This window comes from Flavihumibacter sp. ZG627, from assembly GCF_000814325.1.
GTDB lineage: Bacteria > Bacteroidota > Bacteroidia > Chitinophagales > Chitinophagaceae > Flavihumibacter.
The window spans coordinates 186,956-212,859 of sequence record NZ_JPHF01000003.1; the positions used below are offsets into that span (position 1 = coordinate 186,956).

23 protein-coding genes and 1 tRNA gene are annotated in these 25,904 nt (G+C 44.5%); 15 read left to right on the forward strand and 9 right to left on the reverse strand.

The genetic code is table 11. The annotated features are described in order from the left end of the window. Positions 1-52: 52 nt before the first annotated feature. The 5 genes from HY58_RS07700 to HY58_RS18800 form a co-directional block, all read right to left on the reverse strand. Positions 53-679, reverse strand: a complete 627-nt coding sequence (locus tag HY58_RS07700; protein ID WP_039130216.1) for an NAD(P)-dependent oxidoreductase — start codon at positions 677-679, stop codon at positions 53-55. A gap of 75 nt (positions 680-754) precedes the next feature. Continuing rightward, positions 755-1,528 (reverse strand): AraC family transcriptional regulator, encoded by a 774-nt coding sequence (locus HY58_RS07705; protein WP_039130218.1) that lies wholly within the window; start codon positions 1,526-1,528, stop codon positions 755-757. 539 nt (positions 1,529-2,067) lie between these two features. Then, on the reverse strand, positions 2,068-2,775 hold the full coding sequence (locus HY58_RS07710) for a LytTR family DNA-binding domain-containing protein (RefSeq protein ID WP_039130221.1): 708 nt from the start codon (positions 2,773-2,775) through the stop codon (positions 2,068-2,070). After that, positions 2,772-3,920 carry a sensor histidine kinase gene (locus HY58_RS07715; protein ID WP_082022087.1) on the reverse strand — a complete coding sequence of 383 codons (1,149 nt, stop codon included), beginning with the start codon at positions 3,918-3,920 and terminating at the stop codon, positions 2,772-2,774. Before HY58_RS07715 ends, HY58_RS07710 begins: the two co-directional genes overlap by 4 nt. A gap of 6 nt (positions 3,921-3,926) precedes the next feature. After that, positions 3,927-5,069 carry a sensor histidine kinase gene (locus tag HY58_RS18800; protein WP_082022088.1) on the reverse strand — a complete coding sequence of 381 codons (1,143 nt, stop codon included), beginning with the start codon at positions 5,067-5,069 and terminating at the stop codon, positions 3,927-3,929. Between the two features lie 236 nt (positions 5,070-5,305). Between HY58_RS18800 and HY58_RS07725 the strand changes: the two genes are divergently transcribed. Continuing rightward, complete coding sequence (locus HY58_RS07725) at positions 5,306-6,670, forward strand: vanadium-dependent haloperoxidase (RefSeq protein WP_039130225.1); 1,365 nt, start codon at positions 5,306-5,308, stop codon at positions 6,668-6,670. Positions 6,671-6,786: 116 nt separating this feature from the next. Here HY58_RS07725 and HY58_RS18805 read toward each other — a convergent pair whose 3' ends face one another. After that, entirely contained in the window at positions 6,787-7,353 is a 567-nt protein-coding gene (locus HY58_RS18805; RefSeq protein WP_052323937.1) for a hypothetical protein, read from the reverse strand. Between the two features lie 429 nt (positions 7,354-7,782). Here HY58_RS18805 and HY58_RS20000 point away from each other — a divergent pair, with 429 nt between their 5' ends. Further along, positions 7,783-7,944, forward strand: coding sequence for a type II toxin-antitoxin system PemK/MazF family toxin (locus tag HY58_RS20000; protein WP_172644620.1), 162 nt, complete (start codon positions 7,783-7,785; stop codon positions 7,942-7,944). A 66-nt stretch (positions 7,945-8,010) separates the two neighbouring features. Here the strand turns inward: HY58_RS20000 and HY58_RS07735 are convergent. Both HY58_RS07735 and recQ read right to left on the reverse strand, forming a co-directional pair. After that, positions 8,011-8,083: transfer RNA gene (locus HY58_RS07735), tRNA-Phe, on the reverse strand. A 104-nt stretch (positions 8,084-8,187) separates the two neighbouring features. Next, a complete protein-coding gene (gene recQ, locus HY58_RS07740; RefSeq protein WP_082022089.1) occupies positions 8,188-10,476 on the reverse strand; it encodes a DNA helicase RecQ in 2,289 nt (762 codons plus the stop codon). A 223-nt stretch (positions 10,477-10,699) separates the two neighbouring features. Here recQ and HY58_RS07745 point away from each other — a divergent pair, with 223 nt between their 5' ends. The 13 genes from HY58_RS07745 to HY58_RS07800 all read left to right on the forward strand — a co-directional run bounded on the left by HY58_RS07745 (position 10,700) and on the right by HY58_RS07800 (position 24,575). Then, entirely contained in the window at positions 10,700-11,668 is a 969-nt protein-coding gene (locus HY58_RS07745; protein WP_039130228.1) for an SIS domain-containing protein, read from the forward strand. Next, entirely contained in the window at positions 11,668-12,750 is a 1,083-nt protein-coding gene (locus HY58_RS07750; protein WP_039130230.1) for a mannose-1-phosphate guanylyltransferase, read from the forward strand. The genes HY58_RS07745 and HY58_RS07750 overlap by 1 nt, the downstream gene beginning before the upstream one ends. 147 nt (positions 12,751-12,897) lie before the next feature. Beyond that, positions 12,898-13,287 (forward strand): RidA family protein, encoded by a 390-nt coding sequence (locus tag HY58_RS07755; protein ID WP_039130232.1) that lies wholly within the window; start codon positions 12,898-12,900, stop codon positions 13,285-13,287. 22 nt (positions 13,288-13,309) lie between these two features. Next, complete coding sequence (locus tag HY58_RS07760; protein WP_039130235.1) at positions 13,310-14,233, forward strand: AraC family transcriptional regulator; 924 nt, start codon at positions 13,310-13,312, stop codon at positions 14,231-14,233. A 23-nt stretch (positions 14,234-14,256) separates the two neighbouring features. Further along, positions 14,257-15,402, forward strand: coding sequence for a methionine aminotransferase (locus HY58_RS07765; RefSeq protein ID WP_039130238.1), 1,146 nt, complete (start codon positions 14,257-14,259; stop codon positions 15,400-15,402). Between the two features lie 14 nt (positions 15,403-15,416). Then, positions 15,417-17,213: a chloride channel protein gene (locus HY58_RS07770; protein ID WP_039130240.1), complete on the forward strand. Its 1,797-nt coding sequence runs from the start codon at positions 15,417-15,419 to the stop codon at positions 17,211-17,213. 8 nt (positions 17,214-17,221) lie between these two features. Further along, positions 17,222-17,362: a hypothetical protein gene (locus HY58_RS19455; RefSeq protein ID WP_156123616.1), complete on the forward strand. Its 141-nt coding sequence runs from the start codon at positions 17,222-17,224 to the stop codon at positions 17,360-17,362. Further along, entirely contained in the window at positions 17,362-18,474 is a 1,113-nt protein-coding gene (locus HY58_RS07775) for a DUF389 domain-containing protein (protein ID WP_052323938.1), read from the forward strand. Before HY58_RS19455 ends, HY58_RS07775 begins: the two co-directional genes overlap by 1 nt. A 66-nt stretch (positions 18,475-18,540) precedes the next feature. Then, positions 18,541-19,251: a response regulator transcription factor gene (locus HY58_RS07780; protein ID WP_253271523.1), complete on the forward strand. Its 711-nt coding sequence runs from the start codon at positions 18,541-18,543 to the stop codon at positions 19,249-19,251. Between the two features lies 1 nt (position 19,252). Continuing rightward, complete coding sequence (locus tag HY58_RS07785; RefSeq protein WP_039130245.1) at positions 19,253-20,635, forward strand: HAMP domain-containing sensor histidine kinase; 1,383 nt, start codon at positions 19,253-19,255, stop codon at positions 20,633-20,635. A gap of 89 nt (positions 20,636-20,724) precedes the next feature. Continuing rightward, on the forward strand, positions 20,725-22,104 hold the full coding sequence (locus tag HY58_RS07790; protein WP_039130247.1) for an HAD-IB family phosphatase: 1,380 nt from the start codon (positions 20,725-20,727) through the stop codon (positions 22,102-22,104). Between the two features lie 9 nt (positions 22,105-22,113). After that, positions 22,114-22,950 (forward strand): universal stress protein, encoded by an 837-nt coding sequence (locus HY58_RS07795; RefSeq protein ID WP_039130250.1) that lies wholly within the window; start codon positions 22,114-22,116, stop codon positions 22,948-22,950. Between the two features lie 17 nt (positions 22,951-22,967). Beyond that, on the forward strand, positions 22,968-24,575 hold the full coding sequence (locus HY58_RS07800; RefSeq protein ID WP_082022090.1) for a lipopolysaccharide assembly protein LapB: 1,608 nt from the start codon (positions 22,968-22,970) through the stop codon (positions 24,573-24,575). 69 nt (positions 24,576-24,644) lie between these two features. On the opposite strand, the gene HY58_RS07805 is transcribed toward HY58_RS07800, so the two are convergent. Next, complete coding sequence (locus HY58_RS07805; RefSeq protein WP_039130254.1) at positions 24,645-25,892, reverse strand: chromate transporter; 1,248 nt, start codon at positions 25,890-25,892, stop codon at positions 24,645-24,647. Positions 25,893-25,904 lie beyond the last annotated feature (12 nt).

Below are 25,904 nucleotides of genomic sequence, written 5' to 3' on the forward strand. Positions count from 1 at the left end.
CAGCATCTGCCCGCCTACTCTGGCCTAACGGCCAGTTTCGGCGGGCAGATGCCTAGTTTGAAATACTAACAGCCTTCCGTACATATGCCTTATCAAGCAACTGGCGTATCATAAAATCAGCTACATCGGCCTTTGAAATTTTAAGGCTAAGCGCTTTGTATTTGCCATCAAAGCCAATTTTATAGGAATTGGTAAGGGCACCATCCATTAATGCGGCGGGCCTTACAAGGGTATAATCAAGCCCGCTTTTCAAAACATAGTTTTCCTGCAGATTGTGATCTTTAAATGCCTTCCGGAGCAGCATACCGAACATAATATGTTTCCAGATAAAATTAAGGTTGCCGTAACTCTCACCCATCCCAAGTGTGGTTTGGCATACAAGCCGCCTTATTCCCGAACTTTTCATGGCCTCAATGATATTGCTTGTTCCCACCGCCCTTATCTTTCCAGCCTTGCCATCACCCAGCGCACAAAGAACAGCATCATGGCCCGTAATAGCATTTTCTACTTCTTCCGGTTTGCGTACATCGCCCATGTAAATTGTTAATCTCTCGTTGCGAAGATGTTCGAGCTTTGCCGGATCGCGTACAAACGCCGTAATAGTATGACCATTAAATAAAGACTGTTTCACCAGCTCCTTTCCTACGGAGCCAGTAGCACCAAAAATTACCAGTTTCATTTTGACTTGTTTTAAATGTATTCAGCAAAGTTGAAACCGGCTTGTTGCAAAAAATAGAACAAATGCGTCAGTTGTTCAAAGCTGGAATGCTTTAGGAGTTTTACCAGTGAACGCTTTGAATACCCTTATAAAATGTGACTGATCTGAAAAGCCGTTCTCATAAACTATATCAGTAAGCCTCTTATAGTCTTTAACAGTTAACTGTTTCAGTGATGACTGGAACTGTATTATCCGGGCAAACTGTTTTGGTGATAAACCCGTTTCAATAAGAAATCTTCGTTCAAACGTACGGATCGCAAGCCTGATTTTCTCAGCAACAGATTGAATACTCTCCTGCCCTTTACTTGCAATGATCATCTCTATGGCCTGCCTTATTTTATAATCGAGGTTCTGCTTTCTCTCCTCAAAATATAACAACAACATTTTTGACATCATCTCAATCCTTTGCTCATTATTGTTAGCTCCCAAAAGTTTCCTGGTAAGCAATGCTATATTGATTTTCTTCACATCTTCGAGATAATAACAATTGTCAATTATACTCCTGGGGTCAATATTGAAAAATGTTCTCGGCACAAAAGGATACAACTGGAAAATAATGAGATTATATGCACCAGAAATTTCAAGCTCAATCGGCTTAATTGTTTGTCCATACAAAAAAATCTCAGGCATTTCTTTATTATGTGGCCTTACGGTCAACCCATGCGCTGTGTTCTGGAACATCAATCCGGGATAACCATCTGCAAAAAAAGGCAGGCTGGTTTTTAGACTGTCGTCACCACTTTCAAAAACCCAGATATTCTTTACAAATAATGAGATACGCTTATCGGGTATTATACTTTGGAAATCCATGGTGGTAATTTGCAAATATGCGGTTTTTTGATCGGAGGCTATAACTATTAACACCAGTTTTAGTGCTATTTACGCTGCATTTTAAGTTAGTTACGAAGTTTAGGAAAATGGGTCATAACAGGTTTTGTATAGCTGTATTTACCTTCGCAGTTGTATTTTTTTTAGGATCAGAGAAGCGGCTGGCGAGCGGAGTTTGATTCCGTCTAAAAGCCGACGAAGTGCCGACTCTAAGCCGTCTCCAAGCGGGATGAAATCGGGCGGGAAGCGCGTCAAAAGGGTGATTGAACGGTGGCGGAAGCGTGTTTGAAGCGCTTTTGAAGCGTCTTTTAGTAGTCAATAAGTATTCTTCAAAGCGTCAACGAGCCTTCTATTATGTGGAAACCTGCCTTATCAAGGGGCTAGCTCCATCCCCTGTAGTACTAAATTAGTTTTTTTAAAAAAAAGGATTTATTTCTGGTGCCAGATGATAACCAGGTGGGGATGAGATGGGGACCAGATGGGGACCAGGAGCAAGGTTAGTGCTTGGGTAGAGCAAAGACTTACTGAAGACTTTCCATGACCGCGTGTTTGTATAAACGGCCTATGGGAATTTCCTTTTCGCCCAGTTGAACGGAAAGGCCGTTATATCCTGATATTTTATCGAGCGAAACAATATAGGAGCGATGAACCCTTATGAACTTATGTTCCGATAACAGGTTCTCCATGGCTGTGATGGACTGCTTCACCAGGAAATGTTTGTTGCCTGCCATATAAACCATCACATAATCTTTCAGGCTTTCGATATAGGTCACTTCATTCACGAAAACCTTCTTCATATCCTTATCCACTTTGAGGTAAACAAAGGCTGGATTTTTTGGCGCATCGCTCTGGGTGGCCAGCGGTGCTTCGAGACCCATGATCCGGTTCAGTTTGGTGATCGCTTTAAAAAAGCGCTCGAAAGAAACAGGCTTAACCAGGTAATCTACCGCATCCAGTTCAAAGCCATCAACGGCATAATCGCGATAGGCTGTTACAAAAATGACCTTGGGCGGATGCGTAAGATTTTTCAGGAATTCTGTGCCAATGATACTGGGCATTTTTATATCGAGAAAGATCACGTCAATGGTGCGTTGATGTAATACTTCCAATGCTTCGATGGCATTACGGCATTGTCCGGCAATTTCGAGCCCATTGATGGCGGAAATATACCTGCAAAGTACCTGCAGTGCCGGCGGCTCATCATCTATCAGCAGGCATCGGAGTTTCATGCAGGACGCATTTGAATGTTTACGGCTGCTTCTGGCATCGGCGAAGGCATATATGCAGGCTGGATGGCCGTTAGCCTTATTAGAAGTGATACTACAAAGAAAGAACCTTCATCATTTAACTTAAGTTCATATCGGTCAGAATAAATAAATCCAAGTCTTTTCTTCACATTCTGAATGCTGGTGTCAGCCTCTGGCTGCCTGATGTTTTCGTCTTTGCTATAGGCGATCTTACATCGAAGGGTTTCATTTTTTACCGAAGCATCAAAAGCCAGCCAGGGTTTTTGGATATATGGTGCTGCACAATATTTAAATGCGTTTTCAAGGAATGGCATCAGAAGTAAGGGAGCTATAAACTGGTCTCGTATATTGCCTTCAACACTCCAGGAGATCTCTATCCTGTTGTTAAATCGTTCTGATTCAAGGTCAATATAATTTCGCATAATCGCGATCTCATTTTCAAGCCTTACTTCTTCCGATTTACAATCGTATAACATATAACTTAAAAGAGAAGACAGTTTCAGGATCAGTGTTGGGGTATCGGATGACCTGTTAATGGAGCAGGTATAAATATTGTTGAGCGTACTGACCAGAAAATGCGGATGAACCTGTGCCTTCAGCAGCTGGAGCTCAGTGCTGATCTTTTCCTGTTGAACCTGCATGCGGTCGCGTTGTTTAGCTGTCCATAATTTAAAAAACTTAATGATCATGGGGCTGGCTGCTGAGGTGGTCATACAAAGAAAACTTTGGGGAAGTGCAGCCCTTAGTGATTTAACCGGAATCTGCATAAGCTCCAGCACGGGAACAACCACATAGGTGCGATAAACAGCGTTCATATAAAGTCCAAGAGCGCCCCAGGTAAGCACCAATAAAAGGAACTGCCATAATTTTCCCTTTAGTAATATTCGGGGTATGGCGTAATAAACCATCGGATAGCTGAAAAAGATAAACATCGGAAGCCATAAAAGCATTTTAAAAAGCTGCTGAGAAAAAGGACCATCCTGTGGGATCATAATTTTCCAGAAAATAGCCCATATTATTATATGAAAGCTCCAATAAATGACATGACGCCAAACCCGATAACGATCTGAAAAAACAAAATCGTTATAAAGAAATGTATTAACTCTTTTGAGCAATAGATGCATCATACCATTTTAATTCAACCATGCCGGTTCAGGCATTTTGTATTGTTTCTCCGGTGCTGTGAATTTTGATGTTACAGATTCTGTTCCAGGCAGTATCATACCCGTTAAATTGATCTGCAGGAACACTTCAAATGAATTTCCTTTATCATTCAGTTCCAGTTCATAGTTAGCCGGATAAATAATTGCAAGTCTTTTCTTTACGTTAGCGATCCCGATACCATTTTGACGGAAGGGCTGGTCTTCATTTTTACTATTGGCGATACTGCATCGAAGTATTCCATCCTGCACCCTGATATCAACGCTAAGCCATGATTTTTCCAACTGTTCGGAGGTGCCGTGCTTAAAGGCATTCTCAATAAAAGGCAGGAGCATCAAAGGGGCTATACGGGTATCGTGTCCGTCATCCCTAACATACCAGTTTAATTCTATTTTACTGCCATAGCGCTCTGCTTCAAGGTCAATATAATTCTTCATGATCGCTATTTCCTTTTCCAGTTTTACTTCTTCTGCATTACAGTCGTAGAGCATATAGCTGATGAGCGAAGAAAGCTTAACGATGAGTGTTGGGGTTTTTGGAGATTGCTCCATCGAAAAGGAATAGATATTATTAAGCGTATTAAAGAGGAAATGAGGATGAACCTGGGCTTTCAGTAACTGCAGTTCGGCGGTTACCTTTTCCTGTTCTGCGTATAACCATTCGCGTTGCTGTAACGTCAGCATCTTGAAAAACTTTATCACCATCGGACTGGCGGCGGATGTTGTCATACAGAGGTAACAGAAAGCAAGCGGCCCGCGAGGAAGAATATTATCCAATCCCATTGCTTCCTGTGCAGGTATCAATACATAAGCGCGGTATCCCGAGTCAATAAAGAGTCCTGCTCCTCCCCACGCCAGCAGCACCAGGAAAAATTCCAGCAATTTTCCTTTGAGTAATAAATAGGGAACGGCGATATAAACAAGGGGATAGCTAAAGAATATAAACACCGGCACCCACATGGCCATATTGAGGAGTTGCCTTCCATAAGACAAGGGCACGTCCATGAGTATCCAGAAGGCGGCCCATAAACAAATATGAAATGACCAATACAGGAGATGCCTCCATACCCTGTAGCGGGAGGAGAATAAAAACTCATTATATAAAAAAGAATTCATGGTTCTCGCCTGATACAATTTAATCAATTTAGGACAATGATTTTAAGGCCAGGGATGGAAACAGACAGAATGCGGATATTTCCGACGAATGACGCATTATACAGCTAAAAGCCACTCACCACAGGGCTTCTGCTTTATTTCTATAAATCGCCACGTTCAGCGATTGGAGCCGGATGGAGCGAAAAAACGATTCTATCTTGGTTATTCTTCATCGTTTAACCTTAACATCTTTGATTATGAAAAAGTATTTCCTCCAGGCGGCATTTATAACCGGATTCACTGTTCTTCTTTTTTCCTGCCAGAAAGAAGATGGGCTGGCAGTAAAAGAAAATGCCTCTTCACTTTCTGCGCGTAATGGTGAACTCATGGGTCACCTGAAGCAGACCAAAACATTTTCTTCTGACGTGGCCATTAAATGGATGACCATGCAGGTAAGGCAGATGAGGTACTATCCTCCGCTGGTAGGAAATGTGGCCTATTCACGTCATTATGCTTACAGTGGAATTGCGCTCTATGAGGCGGTAGTTCCGGGGATGCCGGCTCACCAGTCGATAGCTTCCCAGCTTAATGGGTTAAATGGCCTGCCAACCACTGAACCGGGCGCTGCCTATCATTGGGCAGCGAGTGCCAATGCTGCCCTGGCGCATATCAACCGGAGTATGTTCCCCAATGCCACAGATGCGCATAAGCCTGCTATGGACAGTCTGGAACAAAGTCTGCTTGCGGAATACAGTGCAGAAACAGATGCTGCTATCATTGAGCGCTCTGTGAACTTTGGAAAAGCAGTTGCCGAGGCGGTGATGAGTTGGGCAAATACCGATGGTCATCAGAATATTAATAATCCCTATATTCCTTTGGACCCCACTAAGATTGGAGGTATCTATTGGACACCACCCGCCATCATACCGGTGCATACGGTGCAATATATAGGAGACCTACGGCGGATGGTTGCCAGCAGTGGTGATGGAGCCGGACTACCAGCTCCAGACTATGCCAATTTACCCGCCATGACCATGGAAGTGGTTAATGCAAGGCCGGAGATCGGAACAGACAATTATTTCAAGGCATTCTGGTGGAGAGATTTTCCCGGCACCAGTACCCCCGGGCACTATGTTAGCATATTGCGGCAGGTGCTTTCAAGGGAAAAACCATCGCTTGATGTTGCGGCCCTCGCCTATGCGCTTGGTGGAATAATTGATGTGGATATCACCATCAGCAGCTGGCAGGACAAGTTTAAGTACCTGCTTGCGCGACCATTTAATTATGTATCCGTACTTGGAATTGCGCCGAATAATTTACTGGGGGCACCACATCCTGAATACCCTGCGGCCCATGCAACATTATCAGCTGCCAATGCGGAAGCAATGGCCCATATTTTCGGCGAAGATTATGCCTTTACAGATAGTACATTTTATGGAATGGCTACACCGGGCGGAGCATTAGAACCCCGCCATTTCAGTTCATTCCGAGAGGCCGGTGAAGAAGCAGGATGGTCTAGACTCTATGGTGGAATCCACTACAGGCCTTCCATTGAAGCTGGTTTCTGGCAGGGAAGAAAAGTGGCACATAATATTATCTCTACACTTCGGTTCCGAAAATAAGTTGCTTACCTCTGAACATTTAGTTTATTACCACTAAACCTTAGCCTTGAACCGGGATGCAATGATCCCGAAAAAAAAGGCCGTCTCAAATAATTTCTGAGATGGCCCTTTTTTTACTACTGCCTTAATACTTTTTTGGTTTCATTTCCGGCAAAGTCGAACACGCTGAAAAGGATGATATTATCAGGTTGCAGCTGATGTGTATTCTTCACCGTATATTCCCAATTCAGACCTGTAAAGGGGTTCAGTTGTGCGGCTCCTTCTTCAATGATACTGCCGTCAAAAGTATATATCACACACCAGGCAGCGATCACTTTTATATTATCGGAAGCGTCCACCTCAATGATATCACCTTCCTTTCCTCTGTATGCATGAAGATCATAGGAGTGAATCACGGGAGCTATTGAAAAATCGGACAAGGCCAGGTTATACTCCGTTTTGCCGTCTTTGCGAAAGGGCGTATAAAAACTTTTTCTTACAGGGTCTTTATTGACATCGGAGGCGTATTGCTGGGCCCGTTTAAAATTGCTTTGAGAAAGCTTTTGCTTTTGAGTTTTCACCTGTAGGCTGCGGTTAGGTTTGCGGATCCATATTTCTTTACCGCCCCTGTTCATGAGGTAATGGGTATCACTAATGCCGCCTGTGAAGTGCCTTAATAAAATGTTGTGTTTGGTTGAGGCCATAAAAAATCATTTTTAAATAGTTTTAAAATAATCAACAAAGAACCTCCCATGGTAACATCACGGTATCGTCACGGTATCGTCACGGTACCGTTAAAGGTCCGCCATAGATCCGCTATAGAAAGGTCATAGACCCGCTAATCACGGCATTCTAATAGCCATGTGAACTATGGAAAGTGGGTCCCTGTCTAATCCCTATGATTGGTGGTCCCGATATTGGGAGATTGCCATATGAGAGAAACGGCAAAAGAGGGATACGTGGGAACTTGAAAATCCTTAACAATTTAAATATATGTAATTAATTTACACTTTCTACAGATGCAAGCGGCTGCGAAATAATATTCCCAAAAACGAGGTTTGTGCCATGAATATTCAGTTGCCGGTTTTTAAGGCTTCCACATAAGGGCCCTCCCGCATTATGCGAAGGGATGGTTGCCTTTTGCCGTCACCAGTCAATTTCAAAATCAACAGGGAGATATAGCCCTGGACCAGCTGCGGGCGGTTGATAAAATTCGACTGGACAGGAAACTGCGTACTCTTGATGCTAAAACAGCCTCAGATATCCTCAAAGTTTTGCAAACAATGTTTCAATAGAGCCATTATAATTAAGAAAGTTTGGGGAATAAAAAAAGACCCACATTGCTGTAAGTCTTTTATCTGTGGTGTGGGCCGGAATCGAACCGGCGACACAAGGATTTTCAGTCCTTTGCTCTACCAACTGAGCTACCGCACCGGAGACATTTAAGATGTAAGAAGTAAGATTTACTTCTCAATCGGGACGCAAAAATAGGGGGATTTCAACAAAAAACCACGGGTTATCAACAAATTTTTATTTGTCTACATACCGTACTGCCCCAAAAACTTGATCCGCATGATCTTAAGCTGCTCCCAGGTGAAATTGCTGTCTGCAAGTTCTTCCTGCGCCACCTGCAGGGAGGATGTTTCACATCCCTTGAAATAATCGAGGATCTCTTCCTGGTCATATTCATCCAGCATCTCGTCAATGGCGTAATCCAGATTCAACCGCGTACCACTGGCAGCGATGGTTTCCATTTCTTCCAACAGACTATCAAGTTTCAGTTCCTTATTTCTTGCAATGGTTTCCAGCGGAATACGCTTATCTGTTTGCTGGATGATATATACTTTAAGTCCCCCTTTGTTCAGCACGCTTTTCATCACGAAATCATCGGGCTTCTCAATATCATTCTCTTCAACATATTTGGCTATCAGCTCCACGAAGGGCTTGCCATAACGAAGGGCTTTCCCTTTGCTAACGCCCTGGCATTTGTCGAGTTCCGCAACAGTTGTAGGGTAAAGGGTTGCCATATCCTGTAATGAATTCTCCAGGAAAATAACAAAGGGAGGCAGGCCCTTGCGCTTAGCTTCTTTCTGGCGAAGCTCTTTCAACATCTCAAACAATTTTTCATCGGTTGCCGCCACTGCTCCACCACCCGCATCGCCACCTTCTTCATCATCGGCATTGGCATCTTCGAAGAGATTGTTCATCACGATCTTGAAGCTCGTCGGCTTCTTAATAAAGGCTGCACCGGTTTTGGTGAGTTTCAATACACCATACTCTTCAATATCCTTAGAAAGATATCCCGCAAGTAATAACTGGCGAATGAGGGTAGCCCAGTAATGATCGGGCTGGTCTTTACCAATTCCAAACGCATCCAGTCCGTTATGTCGGTACATCTGGTTTTGCGGTGTCAATCTTCCAATTATAATATTCACTGTATAATCGGTAGCAAATCTTTCGTCGAGGGTCTTCACCAGCTTAAGCACCTTCACTGCATTTTCCTTCGCCTCTACATATTCTTTGGGGTTGCGGCAGTTATCACAATGTCCGCAGTTCTCCACCTGCCAGTCTTCGCCGAAATAATTCAGCAGCACCCTTCTCCTGCACACGCCGGTTTCGGCATAGGCAACAGTTTCATTGATGAGCTGTGCACCCACTTCTCTTTCACTGAGTGGCTTATCGCGCATCAGGTGTTCGAGTTTTGAAACATCCTTATGCGAATAATAGAGGATACAAACACCCTCCAGTCCATCGCGGCCAGCTCGACCGGTTTCCTGGTAATAGTTTTCGATGCTCTTGGGAATATTATAATGCATAACGAAACGCACATCAGGTTTGTCGATGCCCATTCCAAATGCAATAGTGGCAACAATCACCTGGGTGTCTTCATTCAGGAAAAGATCCTGACGCTGTGCGCGGAGCTTTGAATCGAGTCCCGCATGATATGCAACCGCCTTCACTCCGTTGGCCACCAGCACGCCGGCCAGCTCCTCGGTGGTTTTACGGTTTAGTGTATAGATGATTCCACTTTTGCCCTTGTTCTGAACAATGTATTTGACCATGTTGCGGATGGTCTGGTCTTTATTGATCTTGGGCTGGATCTCGTAATAGAGGTTATCGCGGTTAAAGGAGGATATGAAGATCTCGGGCTTTCTTAGTCCGAGGTTCTTGACGATATCGCTCTGCACTTTGGGGGTAGCCGTGGCTGTTAGTGCGATGACGGGAACAGACTCACTGATCTGGTCCATCATTTCACGGAGGCGGCGGTATTCGGGTCTGAAATCGTGGCCCCACTCGGAGATACAGTGTGCCTCATCCACGGCGAAAAATGAAATGGGGAGGTCACTGAAAAATTCGAGGTTCTCCTGTTTGGTGAGGGTTTCAGGTGCTACATATAACATTTTCGTATGACCATTGAGGAGGTCATCATGTACTTCGCGGATCTCTTTTTTATTGAGGGTGGAGTTCAGAAAATGCGCCACGTTGTCATTATCACTATATCCGCGGACCAGGTCAACCTGGTTCTTCATAAGAGCGATGAGGGGAGAAACGATGATGGCCACTCCCGGCAATATCATGGCGGGAAGCTGGTAGCAGAGGCTTTTGCCTCCTCCGGTGGGCATGATCACGAAAGTATCTTTACCGGCCAGCAGGGAGGAGATGATCTCTTCCTGATCGCCTTTGAATTTATTGAATCCGAAATATTCCTGCAGGGAATCCTGGAGGGGAACCGTATTAGCGGTGGCTTTGGATTTTGTTTTAGCAGTGCTTTTTTTTGGTGCCGGCTTCACTGCATCGGTTTTCCGGGATCTTGTTGTTGTTGCCATTGCATTTGTTTTCTAACTCACATAAGTGCAGAACGCTCATAAGTTACCGAAAAAAAGCGGCAATAAGAGTGATGAACCAACCCGGTTCAGCTCCCTATTAGTTGCCTAACTAACCACTTTTTGACGGACCGCGAAATTACTTAAATAGGAGCAGGAAAACAGGCTGAAATTGTTAATATCGGGCAGGGGTTCGCCAAATCTCCTATTTTTGTGCCGCTTCAATATGAATTCTCAACAGATAAAAGCAATTGCCCGCCGCACCATTGAACTGGAAACAGCCTCGGTAGCGGGATTACAGGAGTTTCTGAACGATGACTTTGTAAATGCGGTGCAGGCCGTTTATGAAAGCAAAGGCCGTCTTGTGGTAAGTGGTATTGGCAAAAGCGCCATCGTAGCACAGAAGATCGTTGCCACCCTCAACTCCACCGGAACCCCATCCCTTTATATGCATGCCGCCGATGCCATCCATGGCGACCTTGGCATGGTACAGGAGGCTGATGTTGTGATGGTGATCAGCAAAAGCGGGGAGAGTCCGGAGATCAAGGTGCTGGTTCCGCTGATAAGAAATTTCGGCAATATCCTGATCGGAATGGTGGGTCGGGCAGATTGTTTCCTTGCCCGGCAAAGCACCATGGTGCTGAATACAACTGTTTCGCAGGAGGCTTGTCCCAATAACCTGGCGCCCACCAGTTCTACAACGGCGCAGATGGTGATGGGCGATGCCCTGGCAGTTTGCCTGATGGAACTGAGGGGCTTCAATGGACAGGATTTTGCCAAGTTCCATCCCGGCGGCAACCTCGGCAAAAAGTTATACCTGCGGGTACGCGATTTGTATGTTAACAACCAGAAACCGTCTGTTTTACCAGATGCCAACCTTAAGGAGGTAATCATTTCCATTTCGGGCAGCAGGTTGGGTGTTACAGCAGTATTGACACCGGAAAATGAGGTGCTTGGGGTGGTGACCGACGGTGACCTTAGGCGGATGCTGGAAAAAGATCCGGACCTCAAGACCATTCGGGCAGAAAACATCATGACCCCAAATCCAAAGAGTATCGCTGGGGATGCGATGGCCATTGACGCACTTGATTTGTTGAGAAAACATGATATCACCCAACTGGTGGTAGCAGATACCAATAAACAATACCTTGGTATCATACATTTGCACGATCTAATAAAAGAAGGGCTTATCTAATGAATAAACATCACTATGTGGCCATTATGGCCGGCGGCATCGGAAGCCGTTTCTGGCCCATGAGCCGTACCCATTACCCGAAACAGTTCCTCGATATCCTGAATACCGGAAAAACGTTGATCCAGTGGACCTTTGACCGCTTTGCCGATTTCATTCCCGTGGAGAATATTTTCGTGGTTACCTCTGAGGAGTATTCCGGAATTGTTGCCGAGCAGCTTCCTGGTTTGCCGGTTGAAAATATTTTAGGAGAGCCATCCCGCAAAAATACTGCTCCCTGTATTGCCTATATCTCCTTCAAGCTGATGCAGAAAGATCCACTGGCATCACTAATAGTAGCGCCATCAGACCACCTGATCCTGGATAATATCGCGTTCCGTAAAGTATGCATGGAGGCCCTGAGCTTTGTGAACAAGCACAATGCCTTCATCACCCTTGGCATTCAACCTACCCAGCCAAATACGGGCTATGGTTATATCCAGTTTGAGCAGCATGCAGTGAGTGATAATGTATATAAGGTGAAGACTTTCACGGAAAAGCCTAACCTGGAGCTGGCGAAAACATTTGTAGCCAGTGGTGAGTTTCTTTGGAATGCAGGCATTTTCGTGTGGCAGGTGAAAAATATCCTGACCGCATTTGAACACTACCTCCCTGAGATGCATGAAGTATTTGCGGCTGATAAGGACAAGTTCAATGGTCCGGAAGAGAAAAAGGCCCTGGAAGCGATCTATCCGCAGTGCACCAATATCTCCATCGATTTTGGCATCATGGAGAAGGCCAATAATGTATATGTTATTCCTTCCTCTTTTGGCTGGAGTGACCTTGGAACCTGGAACAGCGCCTACGAGAACATCAATAAAGATTCCAACGAAAACGCCGTAGCGGGAAATAATGTAATGGTGATTGAAGCCCGCAACAATATGGTGCATGTACCTGATGAGAAGCTGGTATTGCTGCAGGGACTGGAAGACTATATAGTGGTGGATACAAGGGATGTATTGCTGATCTGTCAGAAAGACCGGGAGCAGGAGATCAAAGAATATGTGGCGGAGGTGAAGCGCAAAAAAGGGGAAAAGTTCCTCTGACGGCTGCCACTCATCAATTTTTAAGGATACCTCATGGATTTAACATGGGGTATTTTATTTTTACCAGTAATATTGTAATTATACCGGTAATGCGCCGGAAACCCACCCCAGCCGTCGGAAAAGCTGAACAGATAAAAATATATTGTAATGACAAGGTATAACTACTCATCGGGGGCGCCCTGGGAAGAAATTGTTGGTTACAGCCGGGCCGTCAAAATTGGAAACATCATTGAAGTAACGGGAACTGTTTCCGTTAACGAGCACAATGAAATTGTTGGTGTGGGTAACGCCTATGCGCAGACTAAACACATTATCGAGAAGATCGCTAAGGTTTTGGAACAGGCTGGCTCGGGACTTAAGGATGTTGTAAGGACCCGGATGTTCGTTACAGATATCAGTTTATGGGAAGAATATGGCCGTGCCCATGGCGAATTCTTTTCTGTAATTAAGCCCTGTACCACCATGGTGGAGGTGAAGGCCCTGATAGCACCAGAGTATCTCATTGAGATAGAAGCCTCCGCTATCCTCACAAGCTAATTTTTTTCAAAACCCTTATCAGATGCAGAAACAGATTACCTATTATGAAAATCTGGTTGAATCCTTTCTTGGAACAAGTAATATTGATCCCATTTCCCCGCATTTTGAACTGATGCGGTTCGAAGATATTCCAAACACTATACAGGACGGCACTTCAAATCCTTTCCGCCTGAATGCCTTTGTGATCGGGTTTGTAACGGGTGGGAAATTTAATCTCAGTATTTCCAATGAAGTATACGAGATGAAAAAGAACTCTATCTATTTCACCTCTCCCTGGCATATCAGGCAATATGCGAATATTGAAAACTGGCAGGGCTATATACTATTTTTTACGCCCGATTATATTTTCCAGTATCCGCAGGGAGAATATATTTTCAGGGAGTTCAGATTTTTCCATACCGAAAATGGAATGGTGGTAACGCCTAAAGAAAGCACCATAGATATATTGAAGACGCAATTCGATAAAATGTATGCGCTGTTGCACAGTGATTACCCTGACCGGATGAAGATGCTTTTCCATCACATTAACCTCTTCCTATATGAATGCAAGGCTGCATTTGGTATTGATAATAACCTGCCGGTTAGTGGAAAGGAAACCACGCTGAATAATTTCCTGCAGACGCTGAATAATTATTTCATGGAGTTGAACAAGGGCGAAATGGACAAGCCCCTTACGCTGAAATACGTTGCCACCAAGATGCACCTTCATCCCACCTACCTGAGCAACCTGTTGAAACAGCAGACCGGCAAAACCGCCGCCCAGCTTGTACGGGAACGGTTGATCCTGGAGGCGCAATCACTCCTGAAAAACACTGATATGACCATTGCGGAAATCGCCTATTATCTGCACTTTAAGGATAACAGTAATTTCGCCAAGTTTTTCCGCCATCAAACAAGTGTGAGTCCTTCCGACTATCGGGAGCAAGCCAAATTGACCCGCATGTAACTGTCGAAGGCTATCTTTGACGCATGCTTGCGTTAAATTCAAAACTTCCGGAAGTAGGCACCACCATCTTTACCACGATGAGTGCACTGGCTGCAAAACATGATGCTATAAATCTTGGGCAGGGCTTTCCTGATTTCCCTATGAATCAGCAGTTGGTTGATGCTGTGAGCAAGGCCATGCTGAATAACTATAACCAATATGCGCCGATGCCGGGATGGATGCCATTGCGCGAAGCAATTGCAGAAAAGATTCAATACCTCTACGGGGCAGGGGTGGATCCTGACCAGGAGATCACCATTACTCCAGGGGGCACCTATGCGATCTTTTCGGCACTCACGGCTATTCTTTCTCCCGGTGATGAAGTGATTGTTCTGGAGCCTGCCTACGACAGTTATATTCCCAATATTGTGGTGAATGGTGCGAAGCCAATACTGGTGTCGCTGAATCCTGCTGACTTCTCCATAAACTGGGAAGCCGTGAATGCAGCGCTCAGTGCCAGCACCAAGGCCATCATACTTAACTCGCCACATAACCCCAGTGGTGCAGTACTTAAAGAAAATGATATCACTGAACTACAAAAACTTATTCGCAAAAAGGATCTTTTCATAATCAGTGATGAAGTATATGAGCACCTGATTTTTGATGGCAGGAGCCATCTCTCCATGTTAAGGTATCCTGATTTGAGGGAAAGAAGTTTTGTATGTTTCTCCTTTGGAAAAACATACCATTGTACGGGGTGGAAGCTGGGATATTGTGTTGCGCCGGCAGAACTCACCCGCGAGTTCAGGAAGATACACCAGTTCAATTGCTTCAGCTGCCATACACCCTCACAGGTAGGAATAGCCGAATATCTTCAACATCGTGATGCTTACCAGGAGCTTGGCGGTTTCCTCCAGCAGAAGCGCGATCATTTTCTGCAGTGCATGAAAGATACCCGGTTTCGTTTCCTACCTTCTTACGGCAGTTATTTTATACTGGCTTCCTACGAACAGATCACTGACGAAGAGGATGCTGCCTTTGCAATCAGGTTGACCGAACAGTATGGCGTGGCCACCATTCCGGTTTCGGCATTCTACCAGCAGAGGGTTAGCCAGAAATTACTGAGATTCTGTTTTGCAAAAAAGGAATCTACCCTTGAAAAAGCCGCAGAGAGATTGCGGAATCTTTAACGAAAAATGTTCCATTGAAAAAGATCGTCCTCCTATACCAGCAATTCCTGAACAGGCTCCGTCAGAAAACCAACAGGTTACAGTTTATGATGTATGCTGCAGTGATCACTGGACTGATTGCGGGACTGGGGGCGGTATTGCTTAAAACAATTGTTCATTTTCTGCAGGCATGGATCAACCGCCCTGTTCAGCACGACTATATATATCTTGTTTTCCCCATCATTGGATTGCTGATCACTGTTTTTATAACCAACAGGTTCTTCAATGGCTATATCGAAAGAGGGGTTGGAATGGTGTTACGTGCCATTGCCCGCAAAAGCGCTTTCATTCCTTTATCAGATACCTACAAGCATATCATCACCAGTTCCATTACGGTTGGTCTGGGTGGTTCAGCGGGCCTCGAAGCGCCCATTGTGGCTACGGGTTCGGCCATAGGCTCAAACACGGCGCGTATCCATGGAATGGAGTACCGGGAGCGATCACTGTTGCTGGCATGTGGCGCTGCAGCGGGTATTGCGGCTGTATTTAATGCCCCCATCGCGGGTGTTATATTCGCCATTGAAATTCTGCTCACGGAAACTATTGTTAGCTATTTTATTCCACTGATGATTGCCTCCGTTACTGGTGCCTTATGCAGCCGCATCATTCTCCAGGAATCATTCCTTTTTAATTTTCGCCTGCGTGAGGCTTTTGATTATAATAATGTTCCCTTCTACATTTTACTGGGCTTTGCGGCAGGATTTATCTCCCTCTATTATTCAAGGCTATTCAAGAAGGCGGAGAAGGGGGTTCATCATATGACGCGTAACTCTTATGCGCGTGCAGCGGTGGCCGGAATACTCCTCGCGGCTATCCTGTTTCTTTTTCCCCCACTTTTTGGCGAAGGCTATGCAACGGTATCTATGCTTGCCAATGATCAGGCAACGCAGATTGCAGAAAAGTTTTTCGCCAGAGAGTATCTGAACGACTGGACATTACTCGCATTTGTTGGCGCCATCATATTATTAAAGCCGGTAGCTGCGGGTATCACCCTTGGGGCAGGTGGAAATGGTGGAAATTTTGCTCCATCCCTATTTGTTGGGGCTTATCTCGGATTCTTTCTCTCGAGGATGGCCAATAATACAAAATGGCTACAATTGCCTGAAGGTAATTTCAGTTTGGTAGGTATGGCCGGTGTTCTGAGTGGGGTGATGTATTGTCCACTCACAGCAATCTTTTTGATTGCAGAGATCACCAACGGATATGAGTTATTCATTCCCCTAATGATCGTATCTGCGATTTCCTTTTTTATCGTCAAACATTTTGAACCATATTCCATGGAAACAAGGCAATTGGCGATAGAGGGACAGATCTTTACCCACCGCAAAGAAGACAATATCCTTAATCAGTTCACAGCCGGCTCTTTCATCCAGGATAAATATGACAGTATTGGCATTGACAATAACCTGGCCGACCTGATTGTTATTATAAACAAAAGCGACCGGAATATTTTTGCTGTAACGGATAAGGACAACCGCTATGTGGGCATCATAGAACTCAATGATATTAAGAAAAAAATATTTGAGCCCGTAAATCACCAGCAGATCGCAATAAAATCTATAGTCAGGAAGGCGGCTGCCACCATACAGGAAGAGGAGTCAATGAAAAAGGTGATGGAAAAAATGGATATTACGCAAAGCTGGTACCTGCCGGTACTCAACAAAGAACGGCAGTTCCTGGGCTTCTTATCTAAAACAAGGATATTTGAAAAATATCGTGAGGCCCTGGCAAACCAGGCTGATATATATGAGTCAGAATCTGATCATCAATAATCATTTTAATGAACAGGTTAACAAGAGCGCTGCGTTGGTTTATCTGGGACCGCTTCAATCTCCATAGTGATGCTGCGAATGCGCAGGATATTATTGATTCATTCAGGAAGGGTGTAGACATAAAAGGTACCAATCTCTGGATCCAATAATGGGCTTTGGCCTTGGCATTGCCATCAATGATTTCCAGCTGGTGAAACGTGCCATCAGGAACCTTTCTGTTGCAGCAGTGATCAGTATTGCAACGTCAACGATCTATTTCCTTGTTAGTCCCATCAGCGATGCACAGTCAGAGCTTCTGGCACGCACGCAGCCTACAGTGTATGATGTATTGATTGCATTGTTCGGCGGATTGGCAGGAGTAGTTGCGGGCACGAGAAAAGAAAAAAGCAATGTAATTCCGGGTGTGGCCATTGCCACTGCGCTTATGCCACCTTTATGCACGGCGGGTTATGGAATTGCGAATGGTCAATGGACCTTTTTCCTTGGAGCCTTTTATCTCTTCGTAATAAACAGTGTTTTTATTGGCTTATCTACAATTTTAATTGTTCGCTTCCTCAGCTTTCCCGCGGTTCGCTATATCAACCAGAAAGAACGAACCAGGGTCCGTAATTCAATAATGGTGGTTACGATGCTCACGCTTATTCCGAGTATCTATTTCGCATACCGGGTGGTGCAGAAAAATATCTTTCAAAAAAATGCGCTACGATTTATTGAAAGAGAAATGGTTTTTGATAATGCGCAACTACTGCGACAAAAAGTAGATCCTTCCCAAAAAAAGATCAGCCTTGTATATGTGGGATCTTTTGTTCCTGATAGTGTGATCGGATTAAAAAAAGAAAAACTTGCCGCATACCAGTTGCAGGGCGCTTCACTGGAGTTGAGGCAAACAGGCATAACAGATAGTCTCCGGATCGATATGCTCCGAAGCGCCATTACAATAAACAAGAGCACTGCCACTGAGCAGGAGAAGAACTTAGAGAAGATGGCGTTACTGGAAAAAGAGCTTATGAAATACAGGGAACAAGACCTTGCACAAACGGCTATCGTTAAAGAAGCAAATGCTTTATTACCACAAATAACTGCAATAGCAGTTGAGCCAACAGTCCTGAGGCGGGTTGATGGAAAAACGGACAGTACTACACTCGTATTGGTAGCACTCAATAAAAGACTGACCAACGGGGAAAGCACTCAATTGGAAAACTGGTTAAAAGCGCGGTTACAGACCAATAATGTAGAAATCACTACCCAATTAAAAAACTAAATTCATTTTAATCGTTTTCTAATTCAATGAACTCCTTCCAACGGGAGATTAGGCTTAATTTCACCATTGAACCAGCACCCGGAAAGCATGCATGATATCAGTATTCTTCTTGTTGAAGATGAGAAGAAGATTGCCGAGACCCTTAAAAAAGGCCTGGAGGAACAACAGTACCAGGTTGATGTTGCCTACGATGGCAACATCGGTCAGAAATTATTTGATACCCATACTTACGAACTGGTTATTGCAGATATCAATCTTCCCGGCAAGAACGGTTATGAATTACTCCGCCATATCCGCGCAGTGAACCAAAGGGTTCCGGTTCTCATGTTAACAGCACTCAGCAGTACCGAAGACAAGATCGAGGGTTTCAATACCGGCGCAGATGATTATATTGTAAAGCCATTTGACTTTGCTGAACTGGTGGTAAGGATCAGGGCGCTGCTCAAAAGGAGCCAGCACCAGGCGCCTGTTGGCAACACTATACGTGTAAATGACCTGGTGATCAATATGGACAGCAAGGAAGTTTCAAGGGCCGGCAACGTAATACAACTTACAGCTAAAGAGTTCCAGTTGCTTGAGTATATGATCAAAAACAAGAACAGGGTGGTATCAAGAGCTGATATAGCATTGAATGTGTGGGATATTGACTTTGATACCGGAACCAACGTAATTGATGTGTATGTAAACTTCCTTCGCAAAAAAATTGATCGCGACTATGATCAGAAGCTGATCCACACACAGGTAGGCATGGGTTATGTGCTGAAAGAAAACAGCTGAATTGACTATCCGCACAAAAATAACATTACTCTTTACCGTGCTTGTAACAGCATTGTTACTATTGACGGCCTATACGGTTTATTATCTTTCTTCTGTTCAACGCAAGGCGGTATTTAAGCAACGTCTTTCCGGACGGGCTCACAATGCATCACAATTGTTTTCCATTTTGGGCGATTCAAGCCAGAGTCTTCTACAGCGAATTGACCGCAGCAATGCACGATTCTTTACCTCCAAATCGATCCATATTTTTTCTGAAGATCATAAGCGGCTATATGTTTTCAATACAGATGCCACTGATGATTTTTATCTGCCTCAATCGATGCTGAATGAGATAAAAGAAAAAAAGGAACTTTCATTTACGATCGGCAACCGTGATGCTTTTGCACAGGTGCATAAAGATAGCAGGCAGCGATATATAATTGTTGTAGCTGCTTTTGACAGTGACGGGAGGTTGTGGCTGAACCAGTTGCAGAAGATCCTCTTTGCAAGTTTGTTTGGAGGGATGGCAATGAGTATGTTGGTTGGTTATGTTTTTTCGCGACAACTTGTAAAACCTATATCCAATATAATTGATGAGGTTACGAATATTTCTTCGCACAATCTATCACACCGTATTTATGCTGGAAGCGGTCAGGATGAATTATTTCAACTGGCGAAAACCTTTAATGATTTGCTGAACCGTTTGCAGGAATCCTTTACCATACAGCGGCGATTTATTTCTAACGCTTCGCACGAATTATCTACCCCGCTTACCTCGATCTCTTCCCAACTGGAAGTTACACTTCAGAAGAAGCGTTCAGAAGAAGAGTACCATGATGTGCTTGAATCTGTCCAGGAAGATGTGCAGCAGATGCGGCAGCTGACCAAGAGCCTTTTGGAGATTGCTAAAACGGGGCAGGAGGGTAGCATTGAATTACATGATGTGAGGATAGATGAAGTGCTCTTGAAAGTTACAAGTGCTGTTCAGAAGATCTCTGCGGAATATGTTGTGCATCTGCATTTTGACGAATTCCCTGATGACGAAAAAAGCGGACTCGTGTTTGGTAATGCCGACCTCCTGTTCAGTGCCCTGAAGAATATTGTTGAAAATGGTTGCAAATATTCTGCGGACCATACCAGTAAGGTCAATCTGTTATTTGGGAAAAACGAACTGGTGGTAGAAGTAATTAACCAGGGAGATGTGATAGAGGAGGAGGAAATAGAAAATATTTTCCTGCCATTTTACCGGTCACCCAATTCGGGAATGCAAAAGGGATTTGGGCTGGGCCTGGCGCTTGCCCGTAGAATTATCGGTATCCATAAAGGAAATATAGAAGTAAGGTCTTCCTCCCAGGAGGGTACGGTTTTCCGTGTAAAACTGCCTGCCGCCGGAAGTTTCACCTGATATTCTGCTGTTTTAATGCTGTTTTAATGGGGCTTTAATCGGGTCTTAATGACCCTGAACCATATTTGATATTCTAAATATGTTCATCTATGGTTACAGTTATCATCCCGGTATTAAATGAAGCAGCAACGATTGCCAATGTGGTATCATTCTGCTTTCGCCATCCCGCTGTTTCTGAAGTAATTGTAGTGGATGACAACTCAATTGATGACACGGTGGCCAGGGCCAAAGCTGCTGGAGCGGTTGTTATCAATAGCCTTGTGCGCGGTAAGGGAACTTCAATGAAGGAGGGTATCCAGGCTGCTACCAATGATATCCTGGTTTTTTTGGATGGTGATATCGACCCTTACCCTGATATGACCCTACCGTTGCTCACGGAACCCATTATTAAAGACCAGGCTGATTTTGTGAAAGCAACATTCTCGCGCAATGCAGGTCGGGTTACGGAGTTGGTGGCCAAGCCCCTGCTCAGCATTTTTTACCCCGGGCTTGCACATTTCAGTCAGCCCCTCAGCGGTATGATCGCCGGCAGAAAAAAACATTTCCAGCGAATTGAATTTTTTAGTGACTATGGAGTTGATATCGGTATACTGATAGATATGTTCCTGATGCAGGCTCGCATAACAGAAGTTTGTATTGGGCATATTGAAAACAAGAGCAAACCATGGCAGGCGCTGGGCAAAATGAGCAGGGAGGTGACTCGAGCCATTATCGTAAAGGCACTACGTCATAATAATCAGATGGTAAATCTCAACCAGCTTGAACTTGTAAACCTCATCTCCTCAGAAATGAAATCCGTAGTAGTTGATGAGGTGGGCAATCTCCGCAAAATGGTTGTATTCGATATGGATAACACTATCCTTCGCGGTTCATTTCTGGAAACCTGTGCCGATAGGTTTGGCTTCAGGAAAAAGCTTGATGAATTGCGTCTAAAAGAAACAGATGCATCGGCATTCACTAAACGCGCTTCATTGTTAATGGATGGTATCAGCATGGCGGACCTGTTACAAACAGCTTCATCAATTCCTATCGTATCAGATATTATAAAAGTGGTGGAAGAGTTGAAGGCAAGAGGTTACCTGGTAGGAATAGTAAGTGATAGTTTCCATATAGCCACCGACTATGTGAAGAATACAATAGGCGCGGATTTCTCACTCTCCAACCAACTGGAATACTTTGAAGGCGTGGCTACCGGCGAGGTGCGTATCCCATCCTATTTCTATCATACAGATGAAAGCATCTGTACACACCCGATCTGTAAAACAAATGCATTGCGTTACCTCGCAAAGCGCTATGACATTTCACTCGAAAATTGTATTGCTGTTGGTGATAGTGAGGCAGACAGGTGCATGATTGAACAAGCTGGAATGGGCATAGCGTTCTGCTCAACAAATGAGCTCCTCAGTTATGTTGCTGACAGGGAGATTTCTGAACCTGCTTTCGCAGAAATGCTGGGATACGCTGTTTAAAAAATTATAATGGAAAAACTTTTAAAACAAATACTTGTAGTCATTGATTTTTCGGATACGTCCCGGAGTGTGATCGAGAATATCATTCCCATTGCCAACGAGATGGATTGTGATGTTCACCTGTTGCATATTGTGAAACCATCGATACTACCTGTACTGGTTAATTCACAATTTACAATTGCCACACGTGGTCACTATGTAGCCGAGTCTTCCAATACCCTGATGCAATGGCAGACCAGTTTTATAAGCCAGGTAAAAAAAGGACGTTATCTCTTTACTCATTGTGTACAGGGAAATGAAGAGAAGCAGATCCGCGAGTATGCGCTTCGTCATCATATTGATCTTGTTGTGCTGACGCATCACCGACCATATCCCTGGAGCAAACTGCTTACAAGGATAAATATTGACCGGCTGGCAGGAAGGGTACAATGTCCTGTATTAAATATGCCCGACCCTGAAAGCCTGCGTTTTATCCACAACATCGTGCTACCAGTAACCAATGCGTTACCACTTCGCAAGATCATGTTCGCTTCCTACCTGGCAAAATACCAGGATGCACGCATACACCTGGTGGCATTGCAGGAAGATAAGGAAGCAAACCATGAGGAAAATCATTATCTCATGAAAGCATACCAGCTTTTGCGGGATAATACCAACCTATCAGTAGAATGCCATCCTGTGAATGGAGATAATATAGCGGATACTACGTTACATTATGCAGAGCAGGTTAAGGCCGATCTTATTGTGGTTCAACCTGGCAAGGAGGCAGAGCTACCCGGCTTTTTAAATAATATTTTTTCACGCTTTTTATTTTCCGCATCGCGAATCCCGGTGATGGCGGTATAAAACAAAACAGAATATAAATGAGAAAACTACTTTTTTTCGGATTAACAACTTTGTCCATCACAGCAATGGGACAATCAATTGAAGAAGCAAAACAATTGCTGTACTACGATCGATACCAGAGTGCGGAGCAGGTGCTCCAACAGGTGATCCAGCAAAAGGATGATGAAAAGCAAGCCTATTACTGGCTTACAGAGGTATACCTGGAGAATGATGATATTGAAAAAGCAAAGTCTTTGCTGGAGCCTAATGCTACAAGCCTTGCAGCGGCACATCCACTCAACAGGGTGGCATATGGAAGTTTGCTGTTGAACCAGGATAAACTTGCAGAGGCAAGGGCACAATTTGATGCTGCACTAAAGGAAAGCAAGCGTAAGGATGAGGCCGTTATTAAAGCTGTTGCAAAGGCACAGGTGGAGAACGAAAAAGGTGATGCTGCTTACGCATTGCAGGTGCTGAATGAGATAAAAGAAAAAAAGACAGATGCAGAAGTTTTGTCAATAAAAGGTGATGCATATCGCAAACTTGGGCAGGGAAGTGAATCGGCCAAGGCTTATATGGAAGCACTGATCAAAAATGATAAATATGCTGAGGCGGCTTTCAAACTTGGCAAAATCTATCTGACCCAGAAGAATACAGAGATGTTCCTGAAATATTTCAACCAGGCCATTGAGGCTGATCCCAAATATGCAGCCGCTTATTATGAACTTTACTATTACTACTATTTCCGTGATGTGAACAAGGCAAAAGAATACCTTGATCTTTATGTTGCGAATACAGACAAAACCGTTGAGCATCAGTATATGACCACCGACCTGATGTTTGCGTCATCAAAATATTCGGAAGCAATCAGTGGCGCCAATGCTATCCTTCAACAAGAAGGAGAAAAAACAAAACCACGCCTTTATAAATTGCTTGCCTATAGTTATGATGCGAGTGGAGATTCTACAAAGGCACTGGAATATCTGCAGACCTATTTCAGTAAAGAAGTTGACAGCAATCTTGTTGCTAAGGATTATGATCTGCAGGCAAAGTTGCTGACAAAAACAGGCAATGATTCACTAGCCCTTCAGAGTTGGGAGCGTGCCATTGCGATGGACACTGTTACTGAATACAAACTTGAATATATGCAGCAGCTCGCCAACTGGTATAAAGAGAAAGAGAACCGGAGTGGGGAAGCGCGCTGGCTGGGAAAGATCTTTGAAACAAAAGAAGATCCGAATAACCTGGATATCTATAACTGGGGACTGGCACATTATGCTGCTGCAGAATACAATGCAGCAGACAGTGTCTTTGGCTTGTATACAGCGAAGTATCCTGACCAGGTATATGGATTCTACTGGCGTGCAAAGAGCAGGGCACAGATAGACACTACTATGGAGCTGGGTTTGGCCATTCAGGATTACCTGAAGGTGATAGAGATCGCTGAAAAGGATGTAGAAAAGAATAAGAGCCTGTTGTTGCAGGCCTATGGTTACCTGGGAGCTTATGAGGCGAATGTGAAAAAGGATTATCCTGCGGCTTTAGGATGGTTTGAAAAGATTCTTGCAGTACAACCAGATAATGCAGATGCAGAACGTTTTGCTGGTATCCTGAAAAAGTGGATCAGCGATGGGGGACCAAAATAGTCTTAGTTTTCTCAAACCGAAAGGTTGGTTTTTTGGGTGTGGCCCCTCTTGTTCAGGAGGGGCATTTTTTTATAGAATTGCGCCAAGTGCCACGCAAAATATCACTATAACGGGGGAGGGTATCCGCGAGAAAGAAAGTGCCAGCCAGGTGCCTGCTATAACGAGTATATTGATCCAACCATGGTCGGCCCATTCAGTGGTTGTAATGTCTTTGAACATGTAAAGGGTGGAGGCGATCAGGAATCCGACAACTGTTGCATTGATGCCTTCCAGTGCCCGGAAGAAGATTGCGTATTTTTTAAGGTTGTTCCATACGGGAAAGAAGAAGAGTACCAGCAGGGCGCTGGGGAGGAAGATGGCAATTGTACCAATTACACAGCCTGTTATCTGCCAGCGCGTTCCCCGGTCGCTCATGGCCATACCGCCCATAAAGGAAGCAATAGAAAAGACGGGGCCGGGCATCGCTCTAACCAATCCGGCGCCGGTATAAAAGTCGGCCCGCTCAATCTTAACGACATTGGGATTGCGTTGAAGGAGTTTTTCATTCTGTGGCCTCACCACGAACTGTTCATACATCATGGCCACCAACACCTGGCCTCCGCCAAATACAAGGCTGCCGAAACGATAGGTGTTCTCAAAGAGGTTGATGGGGCGCCTGTTGGGCCAGTCGTGTTTACGAGCTTGTTCACTGAGTACTCCTGCTGCCAGGAAAATAAAGGCGAAGAGCCAGATATTGCCCCATTTGATCTTGCGTGGTTTTTCGCCTACCTGCGGAATCCGGCGGTCGCTGAGATTGGTAACAAATCCCCCAACTACAATAAGCAAGGGAATAATGACAGGAACTTTAAAGAATACGAAACTAAGAATGGCGCTCATCACCATTATGATTTGTGTGATGGTGTTTTTTACCGAAAGCTTGAATGCTATCGCTGAGGCATATGCGAGAAAGCCAATTGTCATTGGAGCGATGTACTTGAATATATCATGCTTCATGGTAGCTTCATCAAAGTAGCGAACCAGAAAAGAAAGGGCCCCCATTAACACAGAGGCTGGTAAGATCCATACCAGTAGGGTTAGCACGGCGAGTGGCACGCCCCCTCTTTTATATCCCACCAGTGTAAGAACCTGTGTGGATGAGGCGCCGGGGAGCATCTGGCAAAAGGCATTGTATTCCATCAGCTCTTCTTTGGAAACATCCTTTCTCTGGCTCACAAAAGTTTTAAGCATCATCCCAAAATGGCCCTGTGGTCCTCCGAAAGCGGTAAGACTATGCAGCAGCACTGCTTTGAGAAAGGGGATATGCCTCAGTAAGACCATAGGATTAAAAAT